The sequence below is a fragment of the Jannaschia sp. Os4 genome, assembly GCF_016820245.1.
GTDB lineage: Bacteria > Pseudomonadota > Alphaproteobacteria > Rhodobacterales > Rhodobacteraceae > Jannaschia.
Genome location: NZ_JAFCAR010000003.1, coordinates 166,366 through 185,065 on the forward strand (window position 1 = coordinate 166,366; position 18,700 = coordinate 185,065).

The window sequence follows — 18,700 nt, forward strand, 5'->3', positions numbered from 1 at the left end:
CGGACAGGGGCCGGATGTTTCAGTTTCGACCGAAGATCGCGCCGAGCACGTCGTTCAGGATGCGCTCCGCCACGTCGGGTTCGTTCGCCGGGGTCGGCACGACCTGCGGCTCGGGCGTGCGGACGACCTGCGGCTCGGGGCGGCGGACCTGCGGCACGATCATCGGCAGCGGGGTGACGGGGCGGCCGTCGTGGACGCGCGCCATCGCCTCCTTCCAGATCTCCGCGGGCAGGCCGCCGCCGGTCACGCCGGTCAGCGGCGTGTTGTCGTCGTAGCCCATCCAGACGCCCGCGACGTAGTCGCCGGTGAAGCCGATGAACCACGCGTCGCGGGCGGCCTGCGTGGTCCCGGTCTTGCCCGCCGCCGGGCGTCCGCCCGGCAGCTTGGCGCGCTGGCCGGTGCCGCGCTCGACGACCTGGTGCATCATGTAGGTGAGCTGGCGGGCGGCGTCCTCTTGGATCACGCGCTCGCCCAGGCCCGCCTCGCGGTCCAGCAGGGCGGAGTCGTCGCCGCGGAGCGTCATGTTGGTGAGGCCGTAGGGGCGCACGGACGTGCCGCCGTTGAGGATGCCCGCGTAGGCGCCCGTCATCTCCAGCAGCGTGGACTCGGAGACGCCGAGGGCCAGCGCGGGGCCTTGGGCGAGGTCGCTGGCGATGCCGAACTGGCGGGCCACGGACTGGACGATCTCGCGCCCGACGTTCTCGGACAGGCGGACGGCGGCGGTGTTCATGGACTGGGCCAGCGCCTCGGTCAGCGTGACCTCGCCGTAGTAGCGGCCCGAGTAGTTCTCGGGGGAATAGGTGCCGGAGCCGGGCACCTGCAGCGCCAAGGGACCGTCGTAGACGGTCGAGTCGTAGTCCCAGCCGAGGTCGAGGGCCGCGGCGTAGACGAAGGGCTTGAAGGCGGAGCCCGTCTGGCGGACGGCTTGGGTAGCGCGGTTGAACTGGCCCGCGCCGCGGGTGGCGCGCCCGCCGACCATCGCCCGGACGGCGCCGTCGGCGTCCATCACGACGATGGCGGCCTGCGCCTCGGATCCCGCGCGGACCTTGGTCTCGAACACGTAGGCGAGCGCGTCCTCGGCGGCCTTCTGCACCAGCGGGTCGAGGGTCGTGCGCGCGATGACGTCCTCGGTGGTGTCCTCCGTCAGGAAGTCCGGCCCCTCGCCCATGACCCAGTCCGCGAAGTAGCCGCCAGTGTCCTGACGTGCGGCGGACGACAGCGTGGCGGGGTTCTCCATCGCGTACTGGAAGTCGGCGGTCGACAGCCGTCCTTGGTCGCGCATCAGGCCGAGCACGAGGCGGGCCCGGTCCTGCGCGCGTCCGAGGTCGTTGGTCGGCGCGTAGTAGGAGGGCGCGGGCAGGAGCCCGGCCAGCATCGCGGCCTCGGCGGGCTCGAGTTGCGATGCGGGCTTCGCGAAGTATCGCTGCGATGCGGCGGCGAAGCCGCGGGCCGACGCGCCGAGATAGGCCCGGTTGAGGTAGATCGCGAGGATCTCGTCCTTGGTGAACTTCAGCTCGAGGGCCAAGGCGTAGGGCACCTCCTTGACCTTGCGCCAGATCGTGCCGCGGCGGCAGTCGGCCTCGAACGCCGCCTCGGTGACGCCGGTCGACGGGTCCCAGTCGTTTCCGAGGCACAGGAGCTTGGCGACCTGCTGCGTGATGGTCGAGCCGCCCGCGCCGGAGAACGCCCCGCGCCCGGAGCGGATGTTCGAGCGGATGGCGCCCGCGATGCCCCGGGGGGACAGGCCGAGGTGGCGGTAGAAGCGCTTGTCCTCGGCAGCCACGACGGCGTTCACGAGATGCGGCGACACGGAGTCGGTCGTCACGAGGCCGCCGAACTGGTCGCCGCGCCACGCGAAGATCTCGCCGTTGCGGTCGACGAGCGTGACGGAGCCGCGCGCGCGCCCGTCCGAGAGAGAGGCCATGTCGGGCAGGCGGGCGTACTGGTAGAGCACCGCCCCCGCGACGATCATCGCGCCGAGCACCGCCAGCCGCCAGCCGACCGCCCAGCCGATCCGCACCAGGAGGCGCAGGGGCCATGCCAGCCAGTAGCCGAGGCCGCGCTTGGGCGCGGGCTTGGCCCGGCCCTTGGGCTTCGGCTTGGCCCGGCGCTTGGTGATCTCGCTCGCGCGACGCTCGCCGCGAAGCTTGCGTTGACTCATGACGCTGCCCCTCGTGCCGGACCCTCGCCCCCGTCCCCCCACGCGGGACTCGGGGCGGCCCGGTCGTTCCCCGTTCCATATGCGATCGCGAGTCGCCCGTCATCCCGTGGGCGCCGGACCGTCGCACGGGATCGGCGGGCTGTCGCTTCTCGGGATGCCTCAAAATTGAGCGATGCCTGCGATTTGTGCACTTCCCGCCATCCAAGGGCGCATTCGGGGACGGCGGGGCGGGCCGAAGCGTTGCCGCGCGCCCGCCCTGCCCCCGATCACCCGGTGCGACGAGGACCAGACAGGGGAAGCGCGTGAAACTCATCATCGCAGCGATCAAGCCGTTCAAGCTGGAGGAGGTGCGCGAGGCACTCACCTCGCTCGGCGTGAGGGGCATGATGGTGACCGAGATAAAGGGCTTCGGCTCCCAGTCCGGACACACCGAAATCTACCGCGGCGCGGAATACGCCGTGAACTTCGTGCCGAAGGTCAAGCTCGAGATCGTGGTGCCCGCCGCCATGGCCGACCAGGTGGTCGAGACGATCGCGACCACGGCGAAGACCGACAAGATCGGCGACGGCAAGATCTTCGTGCTCGACGTCGAGCAGGCGCTGCGCGTCCGCACCGGCGAGCTCGGCGAGGAGGCGATCTGATGACCGCCGGTTCCAAGACCATCATCGAGGGGAAGACGATGAACCGTATCCTTCTGGCGGGGGCCGTGCTGGCCGCGACCGCCGCACCGGCGCTGGCGCAGGAGGCCGCCGCCGATCCCTACCCGTACATCCTGACGTCGCTGCTGTTCCTGATGGGCGGCTTCCTCGTGTTCTGGATGGCCGCGGGCTTCGCCATGCTGGAGGCGGGCCTCGTCCGCTCCAAGAACGTCACCACGCAGCTGACCAAGAACATCGGCCTCTTCTCGATCGCGGCCATCATGTACTGGCTGGTCGGCTACAACCTCATGTATCCGGGCGACAACTGGATGTCCGGCGGCTGGATCGGCGCGCTCGGCTTCGCCGCGCTGGAGCCGGTGGGCGCGGGCGCGGACGTGGTGGACACGTCCTACGCCTCCGTCGGGTCGGACTTCTTCTTCCAGCTGATGTTCTGCGCAACCACCGCGTCGATCGTCTCGGGCACCTTGGCCGAGCGCATCAAGATCTGGCCCTTCTTCATCTTCGTCGCGGTCCTGACCGGGATCATCTACCCGATCGAGGCGTCGTGGCAGTGGGGCGGCGGCTGGCTCTCCGAGGCCGGGTTCTCCGACTTCGCGGGCTCCACCCTCGTCCACGCGGCGGGCGGCTTCGCGGCGCTGGCCGGCGCCATCGTCCTCGGCCCGCGCATCGGCAAGTACGCCAAGGACGGGCGCGTCATCCCGATGCCCGGCTCCAACCTCGCGCTCGCCACGCTCGGCACGTTCATCCTGTGGCTCGGCTGGTTCGGCTTCAACGGCGGATCGCAGCTGGCGATGGGGACCATCGGCGACGTCACGGACATCTCGCGCATCTTCGCCAACACGAACATGGCGGCCGCCGCCGGCGCGGTGACCTGCCTGATCCTGACGCAGGTGCTCTACAAGAAGATCGACCTCACGATGGTCCTGAACGGCGCGCTGGCGGGCCTCGTGTCGATCACCGCCGAGCCGCTGGCGCCCTCGCTCTTCGGCGCGCTTTGGATCGGCGCGGTGGGTGGCGTGATCGTGGTCTTCACGGTGCCGCTCCTCGACAAGCTCAAGATCGACGACGTCGTGGGCGCCATCCCGGTGCACCTGATCGCCGGCCTGTGGGGCACGGTCGCCGTGATCTTCTACGGCGAGGCCAACCTCGGCACGCAGCTCCTCGGCTTCTTCGCCATCGGCGCCTTCGTGTTCGTCACGTCGCTGGTGCTGTGGTTCGTCCTCAAGGCGCTGGGCGGCATCCGCGTCGGCGAGGAGGAGGAGATCGCCGGCCTCGATACCACCGAGCTGGGGATGGAAGCCTATCCCGAGTTCGCGCGCGGCTGACTATCTTGTCGGCAACGCGGGCGGGGCGCCTTTCGGGGCGCCCCGCTTCCGTTTCTCAGAACTTCATCTGGATGCCGAGGCCGAGGCGGTGGTCCCGCCCGTCGCCGAACCGCCCGTCGTAGCGCACCGAAAGGGTCGTGGTCCGGTTGATCTGCGCCTCGACGCCGAGCCCGAGCTTCAGCCGATCCTCGCCGAGCGTGTCCGCCCCGGCGGTGAATCCGGCACCGAAGGCCGAGCCGTCGAAGCTGACCCCGTCGTCGCCGAAGGCGTGCTCGTAGCCGACGTCCATCGTGAGCCGCGTCGCTCCGGCGGCGGTGGCGTAGGTCCGCCCGAGGCGGAGGCCGATCTCGGCGGTGCCTTGGTCGATCTCGCCGCCCGACAGGTTGCCGGACCCGTCGAAGTCGCCCGTCACGAAGGACAGCGCCGCATAGGGGGCGAGCAGGACGTCGTCGTCGTAGTCGCCGCGCAGGTCGTAGGCGATCTCGGCCCGGCCCGAGATGAGGTCCCCGTCCCCCCCGTCGTCGATCTCCAGCCGGGTGTAGGCCAGCGACCCCGCGACGTAGAGCGGACCGGAGGTGCCGCCGGCGTAGATCCCCAACGAGGTCGCGTCGAAGTCCGGGCCACCGTCGACGGAGCCCTCGACCCGGCTGACCGCGAGGCCGTAGGTGAGGTCGAGGCCGCCCGCGAAGCCGGTGCGCTCGATGCCCGCCGCGAGGCCGCCGTAGCTCGCCTCGAACGAGCCCGACGCGTCCCCGTCGGCGTCCAGCCGTCCGCCCCAGACCTGCGCCCAGCCGGTCCCGGTCGTGCCGGAGGTGGCCGCGAAGGACAGGGCCGCGCCTTGGCCGGTGGGCGCGGTGCGCTCCGTCAGCACCTCCGCGAAGGCCAGCGCGGCGACCGCGCCGGCGGCGGCGGCGCGCGTCTCGCCCTCGCCCGAGCCTTCGGCGATCGCGCGCTCGAGATCCTCGGCCGATGCGGTGATGAGCGCGGCCGCATCCGGGTCGCCCGACGCGGCGCCCGCGTCGACGGCCGCGCCGAAGCTGCGGCGGGTGTCCGTGTCGCCGAGCTGCGCGAAGGCGTCGGCCGGCAGGTCCAGCGTGATCGAGTCGCCCGAGGCCGTGCCGCGGAGCACCTGCGAGTTGCCCACCGAGACGCGGCTGCCCTCTTGGAAGTCGGCGCCCGCGACCCGCTGCGTCTGGGTGCCCGAGGTGGCCTCGCCCTGCACCTCGGCGGTCGAGCCGCTCTCGAAGGTGATCGACCCGCCGCCGCCGGAGGATTCGGTGACGCCGACCGTGCCGCCGGAGCGGACGGTGGTGTTGCCCGCCGATGCGTTCAGCGTGTCGATGCGCCCCCCGGACTGGACCTCGACGTCGCCGCCGTTGCCGTTGACCGTCCCCGCCGTGCCGCCGCCCGCGACCGTGAGGCCCGAGCCGGAGCCGACGTTGAACGTCGTGTCCGAGGCGTCGTCGTCCACCGTGAACGACAGCGACGGCGCGGCGGGGGCGGGCCGGGCGAAGAAGGCGAACGCGGCGGAGGCCGACGCGCCGCCACCGCCACCGCCCGTGTTGATGACCTCCACGTCGGCGAACTGGCTGGACGCGTAGTCGCCGTTGCCGGTCAGCGAGACCGTGTCGGTGCCGCCGCCCCCGTCGACGAGGACGCCCTGTCCGGACAGCGTGCCCGCGACGGTCACCTCGTCCGTGCCGCCGCCGAGGTCGATCACCGGATCCGACGATCCCCCGAACACCCGCCCGTCGATGGTCACGGTCGTCTCGGTCGTCCCCTCGTCCACGATGGCCTGCGCCCCGATCGCGTCGATGTCGCCGCCGCGCTCGACCGTCACGGTGGCGGTGGTCGCCTCCATGGCGATCAGGACCGCTTGGGACTCGGAGGAGGACGTCTCGATCACCCCCTCGTTCGCCACGGTCAGCGTGGACGCGTCCCCGAGCACGACGCCTTGGCTCTGCGACGACGAGGCCGAGACGGTGCCCGCGATCTCGACGGTCGCCTGCGCGCCCGAGACGATGGCGGCGGAGTTGCCCGAGGAGATGGCGATCTCGCCGCCCGCCTCGACGGTGATGGTCGCGCCCGTACCGGTCACGGCGACCGCGTCGGAGTTGGAGGACTGCGCGGTGATCAGGCCTTGGTCCAGGACGGTGATCGTCGCCCCGTTCCCCTCGACCAGCACGGCGGTGGCGTCGCCCGAGGAGGAGCGGATCTCGCCGCCCACCTCGACGGTCCCGTCGTTGCCCTCGACCCGCACGGGGTTGGAGCCGCCCGACGACGTGGTCACGAGGCCGGCCTGGAAGCCGTTCATCTCGGTCTCCTCGCCCTCGACGCGCAGCGTCGCGCCGTCGCCCGCCAGCACGACCGCGCCCGAGCCGGAGTTCTGGGTGTTCACGTTGGCGCGCGACCCGACCGTGACCGTGGAGTTCGCCCCCACGTTGATCGCGTCCGAGTCGCCCCCCCCGGTCGTCACGACGCCGTTGACCGTCACCTGCGCGTTCTCCGTCGCGGTGATCGCGCCCGAGTTCTCGCCCGAGGTGGCCACCCGACCGTCCACGTTGATCTCCGCATCGGCGAGCACGTCGATGGCGGGGGCCCCGTCGCCGGAGGTCGTCACGGGCCGGTTGGACTCGCCCGCCACGTTGATCGTGGCCCCGTCGCCCAAGAGGATGCCGGTGTCGCCGGTCACCGAGATGCCGCCCGACGGCGCCACGATGTCGACCGTGACGCCGCTCGCGTCGGGGGCGGAGACGCCCTCGGTGTCGAGGTTGTCCTCGCAGGTCACGGTCGCGCCGCTGGTGATGCCTCCCATCCCGTCGCCGCCGGAGGTGACGGTGCAGGCGGCGTGGGCGGGCGCGGCGCCGAGGGCGCAGAGCGCGGCGGCGGAGACGGAAAGCCAGAGCGGACGATGGGGCATCGGGTCGTGTCCTCGCGGGTGTGTGGTGGGACGCAGGTGGGAATCGGAGGGTAGGTCTCGGTGGGGAAAGGCAAATCCCCATGTGGCCTCCTTCCGCGTTTCCTGTCGTCGGAGGCCCGTGCCGGCCTTGCATCCAAGGCGCCCGCCGGGGCACGCCGCGGGGATGCGCCCCTTCCGCGACGACCTCGCCCGAAGCTCCGACGCCGCGTGGGACGCGGTGCGGGCCGCGCTGGGCTGGCCCGAGTCGGGATGGAGGCTGCGTACGCTCGCGCGGCGGCGGACGCCGCGGATGGCGCGGACGGTGCGGCGGGCGACCCATGCCGATGGAATGGACGTGATCGTCCGCCACGAGCCGCGGCCCCGCCGCCCCGCGCGCCACGCCGCCGCCTTCGCCGCGCTGTCGCGCGCCGCGGGGGCCTACGCGGCCCATCCGGACCTGGCGCTGCCCCCGCCCCTGCATCACGACCCGGACCACCATGCGACGGTGCTGGGTTACCTGCCGGGGACGCCGCTCCTCGACGCGCTGCGGCGCGCCCCGGACCGGGCGGAGGAGCTGGCGGTGCTCGCGGAAGGCGCGCGCTGGCTCGGGGTGCTGCACGGGCCGGGGGAGGCGGCGCCGCTCGACGGCGGGACGGCGACGGCGTGGGTCGGGCCGGAGGTCGCCCCGGACGTCGCGGCATGGCTGCGGCGCGCGGCGGCCGAGGCGACGGGCACGTCGGCGCGGGTGGCCGGCCTGCACGGCGACCCGCATCTGCGGAACCTCCTCCGGCGGCCCGGCGGCGGAGTGGCGGGGATCGACCTGTCCGGGCTGGCGCGGGGGGCCGTGGGCACGGACCTCGCCAAGCTGATCGTCCATCACCACGCCCAGAGCCGCCATGCGCCGCCGCCCGAGCCGGGGGCGGTCGTGCCCGGCGACGCCTTGGCGGCGGCCTGCGCGGCGCACGGGGGGATCGGGCCGGAGGACGCGGGGCTGGTGCTGCACCTGCGCGCGCGGCTGGCGCGGGACCTGTGGAACGTCGGACAAGACATCGGACGGTGGCGGCCCGAGCAGCGCCGGACGCTGCGGCGGCTGGGGCCCATCCTCGCCGGGCTCGTGTCCGGGGGATGATGCGGAACGGGCGGCCGCTGGGGCCGCCCGCCGGGGGTCGTCTCGGGTGCGGGGCGGGTCAGACCGCGCCGTCGATCCACGTCTTGAGGGCCGCCTTGGGCGCGGCGCCGATCTTCTGGTCCACGGCCTCGCCGCCCTTGAAGAGGAACAGCGCCGGGATGCCGCGCACGCCCATCTGCTGGGGCGAGGCGGGGTTCTCGTCGACGTTGACCTTCACGATCTTCACCTTGCCCGCGTACTCCTCGGACAGCTCCTCCAGCGCGGGGCCGATCTGCTTGCAGGGGCCGCACCACTCCGCCCAGAAATCGACGACGACGGGGATGTCGGACTGGCGCACCTCGGCGTCGAAGGTGGCGTCGGTGACGGGGGTGGTGGACATGGGCATTCTCCTGCGTGCGCCGGGGCGCGTGGGGGGAGGGCGAACCTAGGAAGCGGGCGCGGGGGGGTCAATGGCGTCCCCCGCCCCGGAGGCCGCGCGGAGGGCCTGCGCCCGCGCACGCTTCCGCGACGTCGCCCGCGCCCACGCGGCGTCCACCACGGGGCGGGGCACCTCCATCAGCCGCGCCTCGGCGGTCCAGAGGATCGCCACGCGCACGGCCCGGTCCGGGTAGATCGCGCCGAGGGCGGCGGCATAGGCGCCGAGCTGGCGCAGCAGGCCCTCGGGCACGTCCTCGGGCGTGGCGGGGATCTCGGCGTTGGTCTTGTGATCGACGGCCCAGACCTCCTCGTCCGAGACGACCACGCGGTCCATCGTGCCGGAGACCTCGGGGCGATCCCCCTCGGGCGGCAGGACGAAGGGCGCCTCGGCCAAGGTTCCGTCCGCGAAGACCCAGGCCAGCCCGGGCGCGTCGAGGCAGGCGGCGGCCTCGTCCAAGGCGTCCTCCACGTCGAGCGGGTCCGCCCAGCCCTCGCGCGCGAGGACGGTCGCGGCCACGGACGCGCGGCCCTCTGCCGGCACGCCGGGCAGATGCTCCAGCAGGAGGTGGACGCGGGTGCCCCGCGCCATCGCGTCGTCGCGGTCGAAGGCGTCGAGATGCTCCCCGGCCAGCGCCTTGGCCCCGCCGAGGTCCGAGGGCGCGAGCGTCTCGGGCAGCGGCGGGGCCGCGGGGGCCTCGGACTCGAGCCATGCCTCGCAGCCATCCGGCAGCGCCGCGTCGGCGTCGGGCGCGCGCCACGGGTCGCGGCGGGACCAGTCCCCCTCCTCCATGCGCAGCGTCCCCGGCGGTCCCTCGCCCGCGGGGCAGGGATCGGCGGTCGCCATCGCCCCGGCGACGCGGTCGTACCACGAAGGCGTCGCGGCGCGCTTGGGCGGCGTGCCCGCCATCGCGACGATCAGCCACTGCGCCGCGCGGGTCAGGGCCACGTAGAGCAGGCGGTCGCGCTCGGCCTCGGTGCGGGCGCGCCTCGCCTCGTCGATCACGGCGAGGGCGGGGGACATCTCGGCCTTGGGGGGCATCCAGACGACCGTGCCGTCCTCGGCCGCGGCGAGGTCGTCCTGCGTGTTGTTCCAGCGTCCGTGGGTGTCGGGCAGGATCACGACGGGCGCCTCCAGCCCCTTGGCCCCGTGCACCGTCATGATGCGGATCGCGCCCGAGCCGGACTGGCGCTTCACCTCCGGCTGCGCGGCGGAGAGCCATTCGAGGAAGCCCGTCAGCGACGGCACCTCCAACTGCTCAAAGGCCAAGGCCTGCTGCAGCAGCACCTCGATCCCCTCGCGCGCCTCCTCGCCCAAGCGCCCGATGAGGCGGCGCATCCCGTCGTGGCGGATCAGGATGCGCTGCAGCATCTCGTAGGGGCGCAGGAAGTCGGCGTGGTCCATGAGGTCGCGGATCATCGCCGTCTCGCGGGGGTGGGCGTCGCTGTCCCGGAGCGCGCGCCAGAGCGGCGCACGCCACGCGCGGCCCTCGCCGAGGGGGCGCGTCTCGCGGGGGTGGGCGAGGCGGAACAGCGCGTCCTCGTCCACGTCCGCGAGCGGCGAGCGCAGCACCTCGGCCAGCGACAGGTCGTCCTCCGGCGTGGCCGCGACGCGCAGCGCGGCGAGCAGGTCCTGCACCGCGACCTCGTCCGAGAGCGCCACACGGTCGGCCCCCGCGAGGGGCAGCTCGAGGCGCTTAATCTCGGCGATGATCGCGTGGAAGAGCGGGCCGCGCGACCGGGTCAGGATCAGGATGTCGCCCGGCTCGATGGCGCGGGCGGCGCCCTTCTCGACCACCGGCTCCCCGTCCGCGAGCATCTTGTGGATGCGGGCCGCCACCGCCCGGGCGAGGCGCGGGACGCCCGCGTCGGGCGCCCTCGCGTCGACGGGGTCGCCCCAGTCCTGCTCGACGCCCTCCTCGTCCTCGAAGGGCGGCCAGAGGTCGACGCGGCCCGGCAGGGTCTCGGCGAAGGCGATGTGCTCGGGCGGCGCGCCGACGCCGGGCGTCTCGGCCGCGACGGCGTCCACCAGCCGCAGGACGGCGGGCGCGGAGCGGAAGGAGTGCAGGAGCGCGTGGTCGCGCAGCGGCGCGGGACCGCCCTCCAAGGCGGCGCCGATCCCGTGGCGCATGGCGTCGAACGCGTCCGGGTCGGCCCCTTGGAACGAGAAGATCGACTGCTTCCGGTCTCCCACCACGAAGAGGGTGCGGCGCAGGTCCTCCCGTGCGCCGAGGCCGGCCCCGAACTCGGAGATCAGGGCTTGGACGAGGCGCCACTGCTTGGGCGACGTGTCCTGCGCCTCGTCCACGAGGACGTGGTCGATCCCGCCGTCGAGCTTGTGGAGCACCCATTGCGCCACGCCGGGATCCTCGCAGAGCAGGCGGCGGGCGAGGCGGATCTGGTCGTCGAAGTCGAGCCAGCCGCGCCGTGCCTTCTCTTCGGCGACATGGGCGAGGAAGCCGGGCGCGAAGCCGTGCAGCGCCCGCATCCGCGCGAGGTTCGCGTCGGCGCGCTGGCGGTCGACGCGCGCCTGCACCCGTGCGGCGAGATCGAGCAGCGCGTCGTGGTGCGCGCCGCCGTCGGCCTCCTTCAGCGCCTTGGCCCCGACCACGGTGGAGGAGGGCTTGGACCGGTCCTGCACCATGATCGCGTCGGCCAAGAGGTCGAAGCGTGTCTCCTCTGGCGCGGCGGCGAGGGCCGCGAGCTTGAAGGCGAAGGCCTGCATCGCCTTGGTGGTCGCGGCCTCGGCATGGGGGCGCAGGGTCGCCAGAAGGGCCATGTCGGCGGCGTCGGGGACCGCCGCCGCCTCCGCCGCGTCGTCGATGCCGAGGAACGCGCGCATCGCGGCTTCGTCGGCGCCATGGGCCAGCGCCTCGGCATGGCGCACCGCCTCGGCGGCGAAGGAGTCGATCCGGGCGTCGGCGGCATGGGCGGCGAGCGCGGCCATCGCGTCGGGCGCGTCCTCGGCGATCCGGTCGAGCATCGCCGTCCGCATCGCCGCGCCCGCGAGGTCGTCCATCTCGCGGAAGGCGGGCGACACCCCGGCCTCCAGCGGGAAGCGGCGCAGCAGCCCCGCGCAGAAGGCGTGGATCGTCTGAATCTTCAGGCCGCCCGGCGTCTCGATGGCGCGGGCGAAGAGGGTGCGGGCGCGGCGCAGCTCCTCCGTCTCGACGGTGCCGCGCCGGACGCCCAGCCCGAGGAGCGCCGCGCGCAGGGCGTCGTCGTCGAGCATCGCCCACTCGCCGAGCCGCTGGAACAGGCGGTTCTGCATCTCGCCCGCCGCGGCCTTGGTGTAGGTCAGGCACAGGATGCGGTCCGGCGGCGTCCCGTCGAGCAGCAGCCACGCTACCCGGTCCGTCAGCACGCGCGTCTTGCCGGACCCGGCGTTGGCCCCCAGCCAGACGGAGGCGGCAGGATTCGCGGCCCGCACCTGCGCCCACGTCGCCTCGTCGAAGCCGGAGGGGCGGGCGTCCCCCGCGGGGAAGGGCGTGGCCTCGGTCACCGGCCCACCTCCCGCGTCTCCGGCTCCGAGGTCTCGCGCCATTCGCCGTAGCGCGACAGGCGGTCGTAGTCCGAGCCGAACGTCATGCGCTCGTTGGCGCGCCGCGCCGCGTAGCCCTTGGCGGGGTCGGCATAGGCGCGGATCAGGCTGACGAGGCGCGCGCGGGTCTCGGCCAGCTTGTCCGTGCCGGCCGCGCGCTCGGCATAGGCCGGACCGAGGCCGAGATACGTCATCGCGTCCACCGGGCGGCGACCGACCTCCTCGAAGCCGCCCTCCTCCAGGATCAGCCCCTCCAGCAGCAGTTGGAGCGCGAAGACGCCGATCTGCCTCTCGGACGGGGGTGCCCCCGTCTTGTAGTCGAACAGCGCCGCCGCGCCGCCGCCCTCCGGCCCGTCGGCGGGCAGGTCGATGCGGTCGGCCTTGGCGGTCAGAGTCACGCCCGTGTCCCCGATCGGCATCCGCCCCTTCACCTCGGCCAAGCGGCGCGCGTGGCGGGCGCGGCGCGTGCGCTCGGCGGCGAGGAAGTCGTCCGCCACCCGCCCGATCCGCCCATGCCACAGCGTCCGCGTCGCCGGCCACGGGACGTGGGTCCGCAAGGCCTCGTCGAGATGGGCGCGTAGCAGGTCGCGCGCGTCCTCGGGCAGGGGGCCGTCGGTCGCCTTCGCGAAGGTCTCGAGCGCCTCGTGCAGCACGGTCCCCCGCATCAGGGGGTCGGGGTCGCGCGCCAGCGGGGGCAGCGGGCGGAGATGCAGGATGCGCGCCGCGTAGACGGCATAGGGGTCGCGGATCAGCGTCTCGACCGCCGTCACCGGCAGCACGTCGGGCCGCGCCGCGACGGGCGGCGCGGGCGCGGGGCGCGGGGCGCGGTCGCGGACGTGCCGGGCCTCGGGCGTGGTGAGGCGACGCGCGGCGGCGCGCCACGGCGCGGCGCGCGCGGTCATGGCGGCGAGCGCGGCCGCGCCGCCGTCGAGCCCGCGCATCAGGTTGGTCAGGCGGTTGAGCCAGCGCGACGGCACCGTCTCCGACTCGGCGTCGCGCTTGGCGCGGGTCAGCCACACCTCCGGCCCGCCGAGCGCCTGCTGGAAGTCGTGCGCCGAAAGGCCGACCGTCCGCTCCGGCGCACGCAGCCCGCACGCCGCCCGCATCGGCCTGTTGAGCCACGGGTCGGGGCCGGGCAGGGCGGGCCACGTCCCTTCGTTGAGCCCGCCGAGGATCACGAGGTCGGCCCCCTGCACCCGGCTCTCCAGCGCGCCCCAGATCATGATGCGGGGATGCGCGCCCAAGGGATCGCGCACCTGCTCGGAGGCGAGGAGATCCGAGATCAGCCGGGCGTAGTCCGGCCCCGACAGCACGAGGTCCGACCCTCCCGCGTCGCGGATGAGCCCGACGATCAGGTCGCGCGCCTGCCGCCCCGCGATCTCGTCCCACAGGCCGCCGGTCGGTCGCTTGGCGCGCGCGTCCTCGTCGCTCCCGCCGCCGAGGATCTCCATCAGGGCGAGGTGCCGGGACGCGTGCTCCGCGAGGGGCAGGTCGCGCGCGTCCTCGGCCACCAGCCCCGCCACCTCGGCCAGCCATTCGGACCAGTCGTCCGTCCGCCCCGCCTCGCGCGCCCAAGCCCGCAGGCCCGGCGCGGTGGGGAACGGGGTCCGCCCGCGCAGGTGCCCGATCTCGACCGCGCGCAGGCGGCGCAGGTGCTCGCCCCGGCGGGCGGGGTCGGCCGTGTGCACCAGCGGATGCTTGAGCAGCGCGACGAGGTCGGCCGCCTCCAGCGTCCGCCCCCGCATCCGCGCGGCCTGCAGCATCAGGCGCCCCGGCGGCGACAGGTCGAGCGGACGGCCCGCCGAGTCGTCGGGCGCGATGCCCCAGCGTTCCAGATGGGCCGTCACCTGCCGCGAGAGCGTCCGGTCGGGCGTGATGAGCGCGGCGCGCCGCTCCCCTTGCGCCGCCTCGCGCAGGCGCAGCGCGATCACCTCCGCCTCCTCGCCCGGGCCGTCGGCCTCCAGCAGGGTGACGCCCGCCGTCGCGGCGGGGAGCGTCGGTGCCAGCGCGGGCCCCTCGTCGCGCCACGCGTCCGTCACGGGGGGCGGGCGCAGCGCGAGGCTCGCCAAGGCGGTGCGCTCCGGGCAGGCGGCGGGGAGGTCGGACCAGCGGCGCAGTTCGGACCGGTCGCGGCCCATCGCGTGCAGCAGCTTGGCGTGGCGGATCTGGGGGTGGTCCTCGGCCTCCCCGTGGAGGCCGTCCCACGCGTGGTCCGGCATGTCCCGGTCCACGCCCGGCAGGACGACGTGGCCGTCGGGCAGGCGCAGGACCATCTTCATCAGGCGCCGCGTCGGCGCCCGCGAGGCGGTGGAGCCGGCGACGACGACCATGTCCTGCGGAGGCCGCGCTTCCCATTCGGCGGCGAGCGCGTCGAGCGCGCGGGACTGGCGCCGCGAGCCGGTGCAGGGCCCGGCCTCCGCGTGGAGGTCTGCGATGATCCGCAGGAAAGTGAGCGATCGCTCCCAGTGCGTGGCGGTGTCGGCGGTCGAGAGCGCCTCCAACGCGTCGAGGCCCACGCCCTCCTCCTCCATCTCGTCGAGCAGGTCGGCGAGCGTCCCCGCCATCTCGAAGGCGGCGGCGCGCGGGGCGAGCGACGGGTCGCGGTCGAGGAGCGCGTGGATGAGGTGGGTGAGTCGCAGGCGCGTGGCGAGCCCGCTCTCGGCGAAGGGGAGCGGGACGCGCGGGATGAGGGGCGCGACGTCGGAGACCATGACGATCCGGGGCCGGAAGGCGGCGCCATGCTCCGACAGCAGCTGCTCGACCCGGCGGCCCATCCGCGCGGTGTTCACGATCACGGTGACGCGGGCCATCGCCTCGGGCGGCCGACCGGCGAGCCGGGCGCGCAGCCCGGCGGCGAGGGCGCGCGAGAAGTCGACGCCGAGCGGTTCGTAGCAGAGCGTCACTGCGGCGCCGCCAGCATCGCCTCGGCCAAGGTGATGTTCACGGGCCGGCCCACGTCGGCCCAGCCGCCGGGATGGACGACCCCGTGGAGCGTGCCGTCGGCCGCCATCGCGCGCCAGACCTGCGACAGGGAGAACGCGCCCCCGTGCCGGGCCAAGCGGTCGGTCCGCATCAGCGCGGCGCCCGTGTAGACCCAGCCGCCCGGAGCGAAGGCCAGCGCCGTGCCGCGCATCTCGAAGTCGCTGCCGGCGTGGCCCGTCGCCCGGGTCGCGGGGACGAGCAGGAGCAACGCCTCCATGTCGTCGCGCCACGCCCGCGCCAACGTCTCGTGCGCGGGGGCCCCGGTCCAGACGGCGTCGGAGTTGAGCGTCATGATCGGGTCGGGGCCGAGCCGGTCGCGCGCGTTGGCCAGCCCGCCGCCGGTCTCGAGCGGCGCGCCCGGCTCCTCGACCAAGGTGGCGCGGGTGCCGAGATGGGCGCGCAGCTGGTCCGCGAAGTGGTGCAGGTTCACGACCGTGGGGCCGTCCGGCACCTGGTCGAGCGCGTGGTCGATGAGGGGACGGCCCGCCACCTCCACCAGCGCCTTCGGCCGCGTGTCGGTCAGCGGCGCCATCCGGGTGCCGAGCCCGGCCGCGAAGACCATCGCCCCGCCGATCATGCGTAGGCCTCCGCCCGATCGGCCCCCGCGAACCGGCCCGCATGGGCGCGGATGGCGGCGAGGCGGGCCTCGGTAGGCGCGGGGAGCCCGTCGAGCGCGGCGGCGACCCCGGCCAGCGCGGGGTGGCGGAGTTCGCGCTGCAGGTGCTCCCACGTGGGCGGGATGAAGCGGAGGTATCCGTCGCGCCCGGCGTTCAGGCAGAGGCGGGTGAACACCCGCCCGAGGATGCGCAGGCTCCGCTGCGCGGAGGTGACCGCGATGCGGTGCGCGGTGGGCGCGGCGCCCGCGCCGGTCCGGTCGCGCCACGCCACGACCGCGGCCTCCTGCGCGGCGGGCGAGACGGCGCGGCGGGGGTCGTGGATCAGCGAGGCGAGGTCGTACTCCGCCGGGCCGGTCATCGCGTCCTGGAAGTCGAGCAGGCCGATCCGCGCCGGGCCCTCGCGCTTCGGGAGCCAGAGCAGGTTCTCGGCATGGTAGTCGCGGTGGACCATCACCTCCGGGCCGGGCGGCATCGCGTCCAGCGCCGCCGCCATGGCCGCCTCGACGGCGTCGCGGCGGTCGCGGAGTTCGGGGGCGTACCAGTCGACCACGGTGGCCGCGAGGTCGGGCATCGCCGCCGCGTAGGGGGCGAGCCCGTCCGGCCGCGGCGCCGCCTGCATCGCCGCCAGCGTGCGCGCCGCGGCGGCGTAGAGGTCCAACTCCGCGCCGGGATCGGCGGCGGAGGCCGCGGCGAGCAGGTCGTCGCCCAGATCCTCGAGCAGGAGCAGGCCCGCCGCCTCGTCCGCCGCCATGATCGCGGGCGCCGACAGTCCCGCGCCGCTCAGGTGGCGGGCCAGCCGGACGAAGGGTCGGACGTCCTCGCCCGTCGCGGGCGGGGCGTCCATGAGGATCGCGCGCGCCCCGGCGCGCTCCAGCCGCTCGTAGCGGCGCAGCGAGGCGTCGCCGGTCATGCGGTGGCGGCGCGCGCCGCCCCACCCGGCCTCCGCCAGGAAGGCGTCGATGGCGTCTGCGCGGCTCATGCGGCCCTCCTCCGGTCGGTCAGCGTGGCGCGGCGCCCGTCGCCCGAGCGCTCTAAGGCGACGTCGAGCGCGGGGATCGCCTCGCCCAGCCGTTCGGGCCATTCGATCAGGCAGATCGCCCGCTCCAGTGCCTCCTCCAGCCCCAGTTCCCACGCCTCGTCGGGCGTGGCGAGGCGGTAGAGGTCCAGATGCCAGACCTCCGTCCCGCCCACCTCGTAGGTCTGCACGAGGGTGAAGGTCGGGGAGGGCACCTCCTCCGGGGCGGTCCCCGCGCTGCGCTGCAGCGCGTGGATGCAGGCCCGGGCCAGATGCGTCTTGCCCATGCCCAGCCCGCCGCGCAGCGTCACCGCGTCGCCGGGGCGCAGGCCGTCGGCCAGCCGAGCGCCCAAGGCGGCGGTCGCGTCCGCGTCCGGCAGGTCCACCACTTCGTTCACGTCCCGTTCCCTCATCCCGTGCGCGCAGCTAACCGCCCGTCCGGGCGACCCGCAACCGGATCGCTCACATCACGCGCATGTTCTCGCCCAAGGCCCCGCGCCCGGCGACGATGGCCGTGCGCGGCCAAGTCACCTCGGCCACCGCGCCCATCGCGCGGCCCTGCCGCCGCCGGGTCGCGTTGCGGAAGCGGACCGTGGCCCCGGTGCGCGCCAGCAGGGTCTTTGCGATGAACAGCCCGAGGCCCATCCCGTCCTTGGGCCGCGGCCGCCGCAGGAAGGGGTCGCCGAGCCGCCCCATCATCTCGATCGGGTAGCCGGGCCCGTCGTCGAGGACGCGGACGCGCACGACCCTGTCCGACCACGCCATCTCGACCAGCACGCGGGTGCGGGCGTGATCGACGGCGTTCTGGATCAGGTTGCGCAGGCCATGGATCACCTCGGGCGAGCGGTGGATGTCGGGCGGCACGGCGTCGCTGGCGGCCTCCGCCGCGGCGCCGAGGGTGAAGGCCTCGAAGGCGATGGCCACCCCGCGGTCCGCGTGGGGCGCGGCGGCCTCGCGCAGCACGGCCTCCAAGGGGGCGCTGCGCATCATCAGGTCGTCCTTCCCGGCCTGCCCCATCGACCGCATGATGTCGCGGCAGCGGTCCGCCTGCGAGGCGATCAGCGCCACGTCCTCGGACAGGTCGGGCCGGTCGGGAAGGGCCTCGGCCACCTCGTCGCGCAGTTCGCCGGCGGTGAGCTTGATTGTGGCCAGCGGCGTGCCGAGCTCGTGCGCCGCCGCCGCGACGACGCCGCCGAGGTCGTGGAGCTTCTGCTCCCGCGCCAGCGCCGCTTGGGTGGCGAGCAGCGCGGCCGACATGCGGTTCGTCTCGAGCGTCAGGCGCCATGCGAGGCCCCCGAGGAAGAGCGTGCCCACCACGATGGCCGCCCAGAAGCCGATCAGGAACAGGCGGGGCAGGGCGAGTTCGGTCCCGTCCTCCAGCACCAACGGCAGGTGGTAGCCGGCGAGCAGCGTGATCGCGACGAGGGCCAGCACCCCGACCAGCGCCGTGGAGCGCAGCGACAGGACCGTAGCCGACACCGTGACCGGCGCCATGAAGAGCAGGGCGAACGGGTTGTCGAGGCCGCCCGTCAGGTAGAGCAGCGCCGTCAGCTGCCCGAGGTCGATGAGCACGAAGGCCAGCGCCTCGCGCTCCGTCAGGCGATGGCCGCTCGGGTGCCGGACGGTGGCGGACAGGTTGGCCAAGGCGAGCAGGCCCACCACGACGAAGCAGAGCCCGAGCTCCAGCGACAGCGACAGCGTCAGCGAGGCGCCGACCAGCGTGGCCGTCTGGCCGAGCACCGCGAGCCAGCGCAGGTTGACCAGCGTGGCGAGGCGGACCCGCGCGCCGCGCTCGGGCGGCAGGTCGGCGGCGGTCGCCGTCGTCTGGACGGGCGCGATGTCGGCGGGGGCGGCCATGGGCTCGGTCTGCGGCGCGGGCGCGCGCGGCGCAAGCCGGGGGCGGGGGACGCGGCGCGGGTTTGACCGGTTCCTCGCGGTAACTATGTTTCGCGTGCGGG

At 74.4% G+C, this 18,700-nt stretch carries 12 protein-coding genes; 3 read left to right on the forward strand and 9 right to left on the reverse strand.

Annotated elements, in window-relative coordinates:
• Nucleotides 1–19: 19 nt before the first annotated feature.
• A complete protein-coding gene (locus JQC91_RS05830) occupies nt 20–2,161 on the reverse strand; it encodes a PBP1A family penicillin-binding protein (protein WP_203285876.1) in 2,142 nt (713 codons plus the stop codon).
• Nucleotides 2,162–2,463: 302 nt separating this feature from the next.
• On the opposite strand from JQC91_RS05830, the gene JQC91_RS05835 reads away from it, so the two are divergent.
• A complete protein-coding gene (locus tag JQC91_RS05835; RefSeq protein WP_203285877.1) occupies nt 2,464–2,802 on the forward strand; it encodes a P-II family nitrogen regulator in 339 nt (112 codons plus the stop codon).
• Nucleotides 2,803–2,840: 38 nt separating this feature from the next.
• Nucleotides 2,841–4,145 (forward strand): ammonium transporter, encoded by a 1,305-nt coding sequence (locus tag JQC91_RS05840; protein WP_203286450.1) that lies wholly within the window; start codon nt 2,841–2,843, stop codon nt 4,143–4,145.
• Between the two features lie 55 nt (nt 4,146–4,200).
• Here the strand turns inward: JQC91_RS05840 and JQC91_RS05845 are convergent, their stop codons facing one another.
• Nucleotides 4,201–7,065 carry an autotransporter domain-containing protein gene (locus JQC91_RS05845; protein ID WP_203285878.1) on the reverse strand — a complete coding sequence of 955 codons (2,865 nt, stop codon included), beginning with the start codon at nt 7,063–7,065 and terminating at the stop codon, nt 4,201–4,203.
• 163 nt (nt 7,066–7,228) lie between these two features.
• Between JQC91_RS05845 and JQC91_RS05850 the strand changes: the two genes are divergently transcribed.
• Complete coding sequence (locus JQC91_RS05850) at nt 7,229–8,173, forward strand: hypothetical protein (protein WP_203285879.1); 945 nt, start codon at nt 7,229–7,231, stop codon at nt 8,171–8,173.
• Between the two features lie 58 nt (nt 8,174–8,231).
• Here JQC91_RS05850 and trxA read toward each other — a convergent pair whose 3' ends face one another.
• Genes trxA through JQC91_RS05885 form a run of 7 tightly spaced genes read right to left on the reverse strand, consistent with a single transcriptional unit; the run spans nt 8,232 to nt 18,599 of the window.
• Nucleotides 8,232–8,552 carry a thioredoxin gene (trxA, locus tag JQC91_RS05855; RefSeq protein ID WP_203285880.1) on the reverse strand — a complete coding sequence of 107 codons (321 nt, stop codon included), beginning with the start codon at nt 8,550–8,552 and terminating at the stop codon, nt 8,232–8,234.
• A gap of 45 nt (nt 8,553–8,597) precedes the next feature.
• Nucleotides 8,598–12,089 (reverse strand): double-strand break repair helicase AddA, encoded by a 3,492-nt coding sequence (gene addA / locus JQC91_RS05860; RefSeq protein WP_343069912.1) that lies wholly within the window; start codon nt 12,087–12,089, stop codon nt 8,598–8,600.
• Nucleotides 12,086–15,031 carry a double-strand break repair protein AddB gene (addB, locus tag JQC91_RS05865; RefSeq protein WP_203285882.1) on the reverse strand — a complete coding sequence of 982 codons (2,946 nt, stop codon included), beginning with the start codon at nt 15,029–15,031 and terminating at the stop codon, nt 12,086–12,088. The genes addA and addB overlap by 4 nt, the downstream gene beginning before the upstream one ends.
• Complete coding sequence (locus JQC91_RS05870; protein WP_203285883.1) at nt 15,028–15,687, reverse strand: nucleotidyltransferase family protein; 660 nt, start codon at nt 15,685–15,687, stop codon at nt 15,028–15,030. The genes addB and JQC91_RS05870 overlap by 4 nt, the downstream gene beginning before the upstream one ends.
• Nucleotides 15,684–16,706: a phosphotransferase gene (locus JQC91_RS05875; protein WP_203285884.1), complete on the reverse strand. Its 1,023-nt coding sequence runs from the start codon at nt 16,704–16,706 to the stop codon at nt 15,684–15,686. The genes JQC91_RS05870 and JQC91_RS05875 overlap by 4 nt, the downstream gene beginning before the upstream one ends.
• The gene (gene tsaE, locus JQC91_RS05880; protein ID WP_203285885.1) at nt 16,703–17,155 is read right to left on the reverse strand and encodes a tRNA (adenosine(37)-N6)-threonylcarbamoyltransferase complex ATPase subunit type 1 TsaE; all 453 of its coding nucleotides are present in this window, start codon (nt 17,153–17,155) and stop codon (nt 16,703–16,705) included. Before tsaE ends, JQC91_RS05875 begins: the two co-directional genes overlap by 4 nt.
• Nucleotides 17,156–17,204: 49 nt before the next feature.
• On the reverse strand, nt 17,205–18,599 hold the full coding sequence (locus JQC91_RS05885; RefSeq protein ID WP_203285886.1) for an ActS/PrrB/RegB family redox-sensitive histidine kinase: 1,395 nt from the start codon (nt 18,597–18,599) through the stop codon (nt 17,205–17,207).
• Nucleotides 18,600–18,700: the final 101 nt, after the last annotated feature.

Coding starts and splice junctions, on each gene's coding strand:
- JQC91_RS05830 (WP_203285876.1), bottom strand. CDS start 2,161: ATGAGTCAACGCAAGCTTCGCGGCGAGCGTCGCGCGAGCGAGATCACC.
- JQC91_RS05840 (WP_203286450.1), top strand. CDS start 2,841: ATGAACCGTATCCTTCTGGCGGGGGCCGTGCTGGCCGCGACCGCCGCA.
- JQC91_RS05845 (WP_203285878.1), bottom strand. CDS start 7,065: ATGCCCCATCGTCCGCTCTGGCTTTCCGTCTCCGCCGCCGCGCTCTGC.
- JQC91_RS05850 (WP_203285879.1), top strand. CDS start 7,229: ATGCGCCCCTTCCGCGACGACCTCGCCCGAAGCTCCGACGCCGCGTGG.
- trxA (WP_203285880.1), bottom strand. CDS start 8,552: ATGTCCACCACCCCCGTCACCGACGCCACCTTCGACGCCGAGGTGCGC.
- JQC91_RS05870 (WP_203285883.1), bottom strand. CDS start 15,687: ATGATCGGCGGGGCGATGGTCTTCGCGGCCGGGCTCGGCACCCGGATG.
- JQC91_RS05875 (WP_203285884.1), bottom strand. CDS start 16,706: ATGAGCCGCGCAGACGCCATCGACGCCTTCCTGGCGGAGGCCGGGTGG.
- tsaE (WP_203285885.1), bottom strand. CDS start 17,155: ATGAGGGAACGGGACGTGAACGAAGTGGTGGACCTGCCGGACGCGGAC.
- JQC91_RS05885 (WP_203285886.1), bottom strand. CDS start 18,599: ATGGCCGCCCCCGCCGACATCGCGCCCGTCCAGACGACGGCGACCGCC.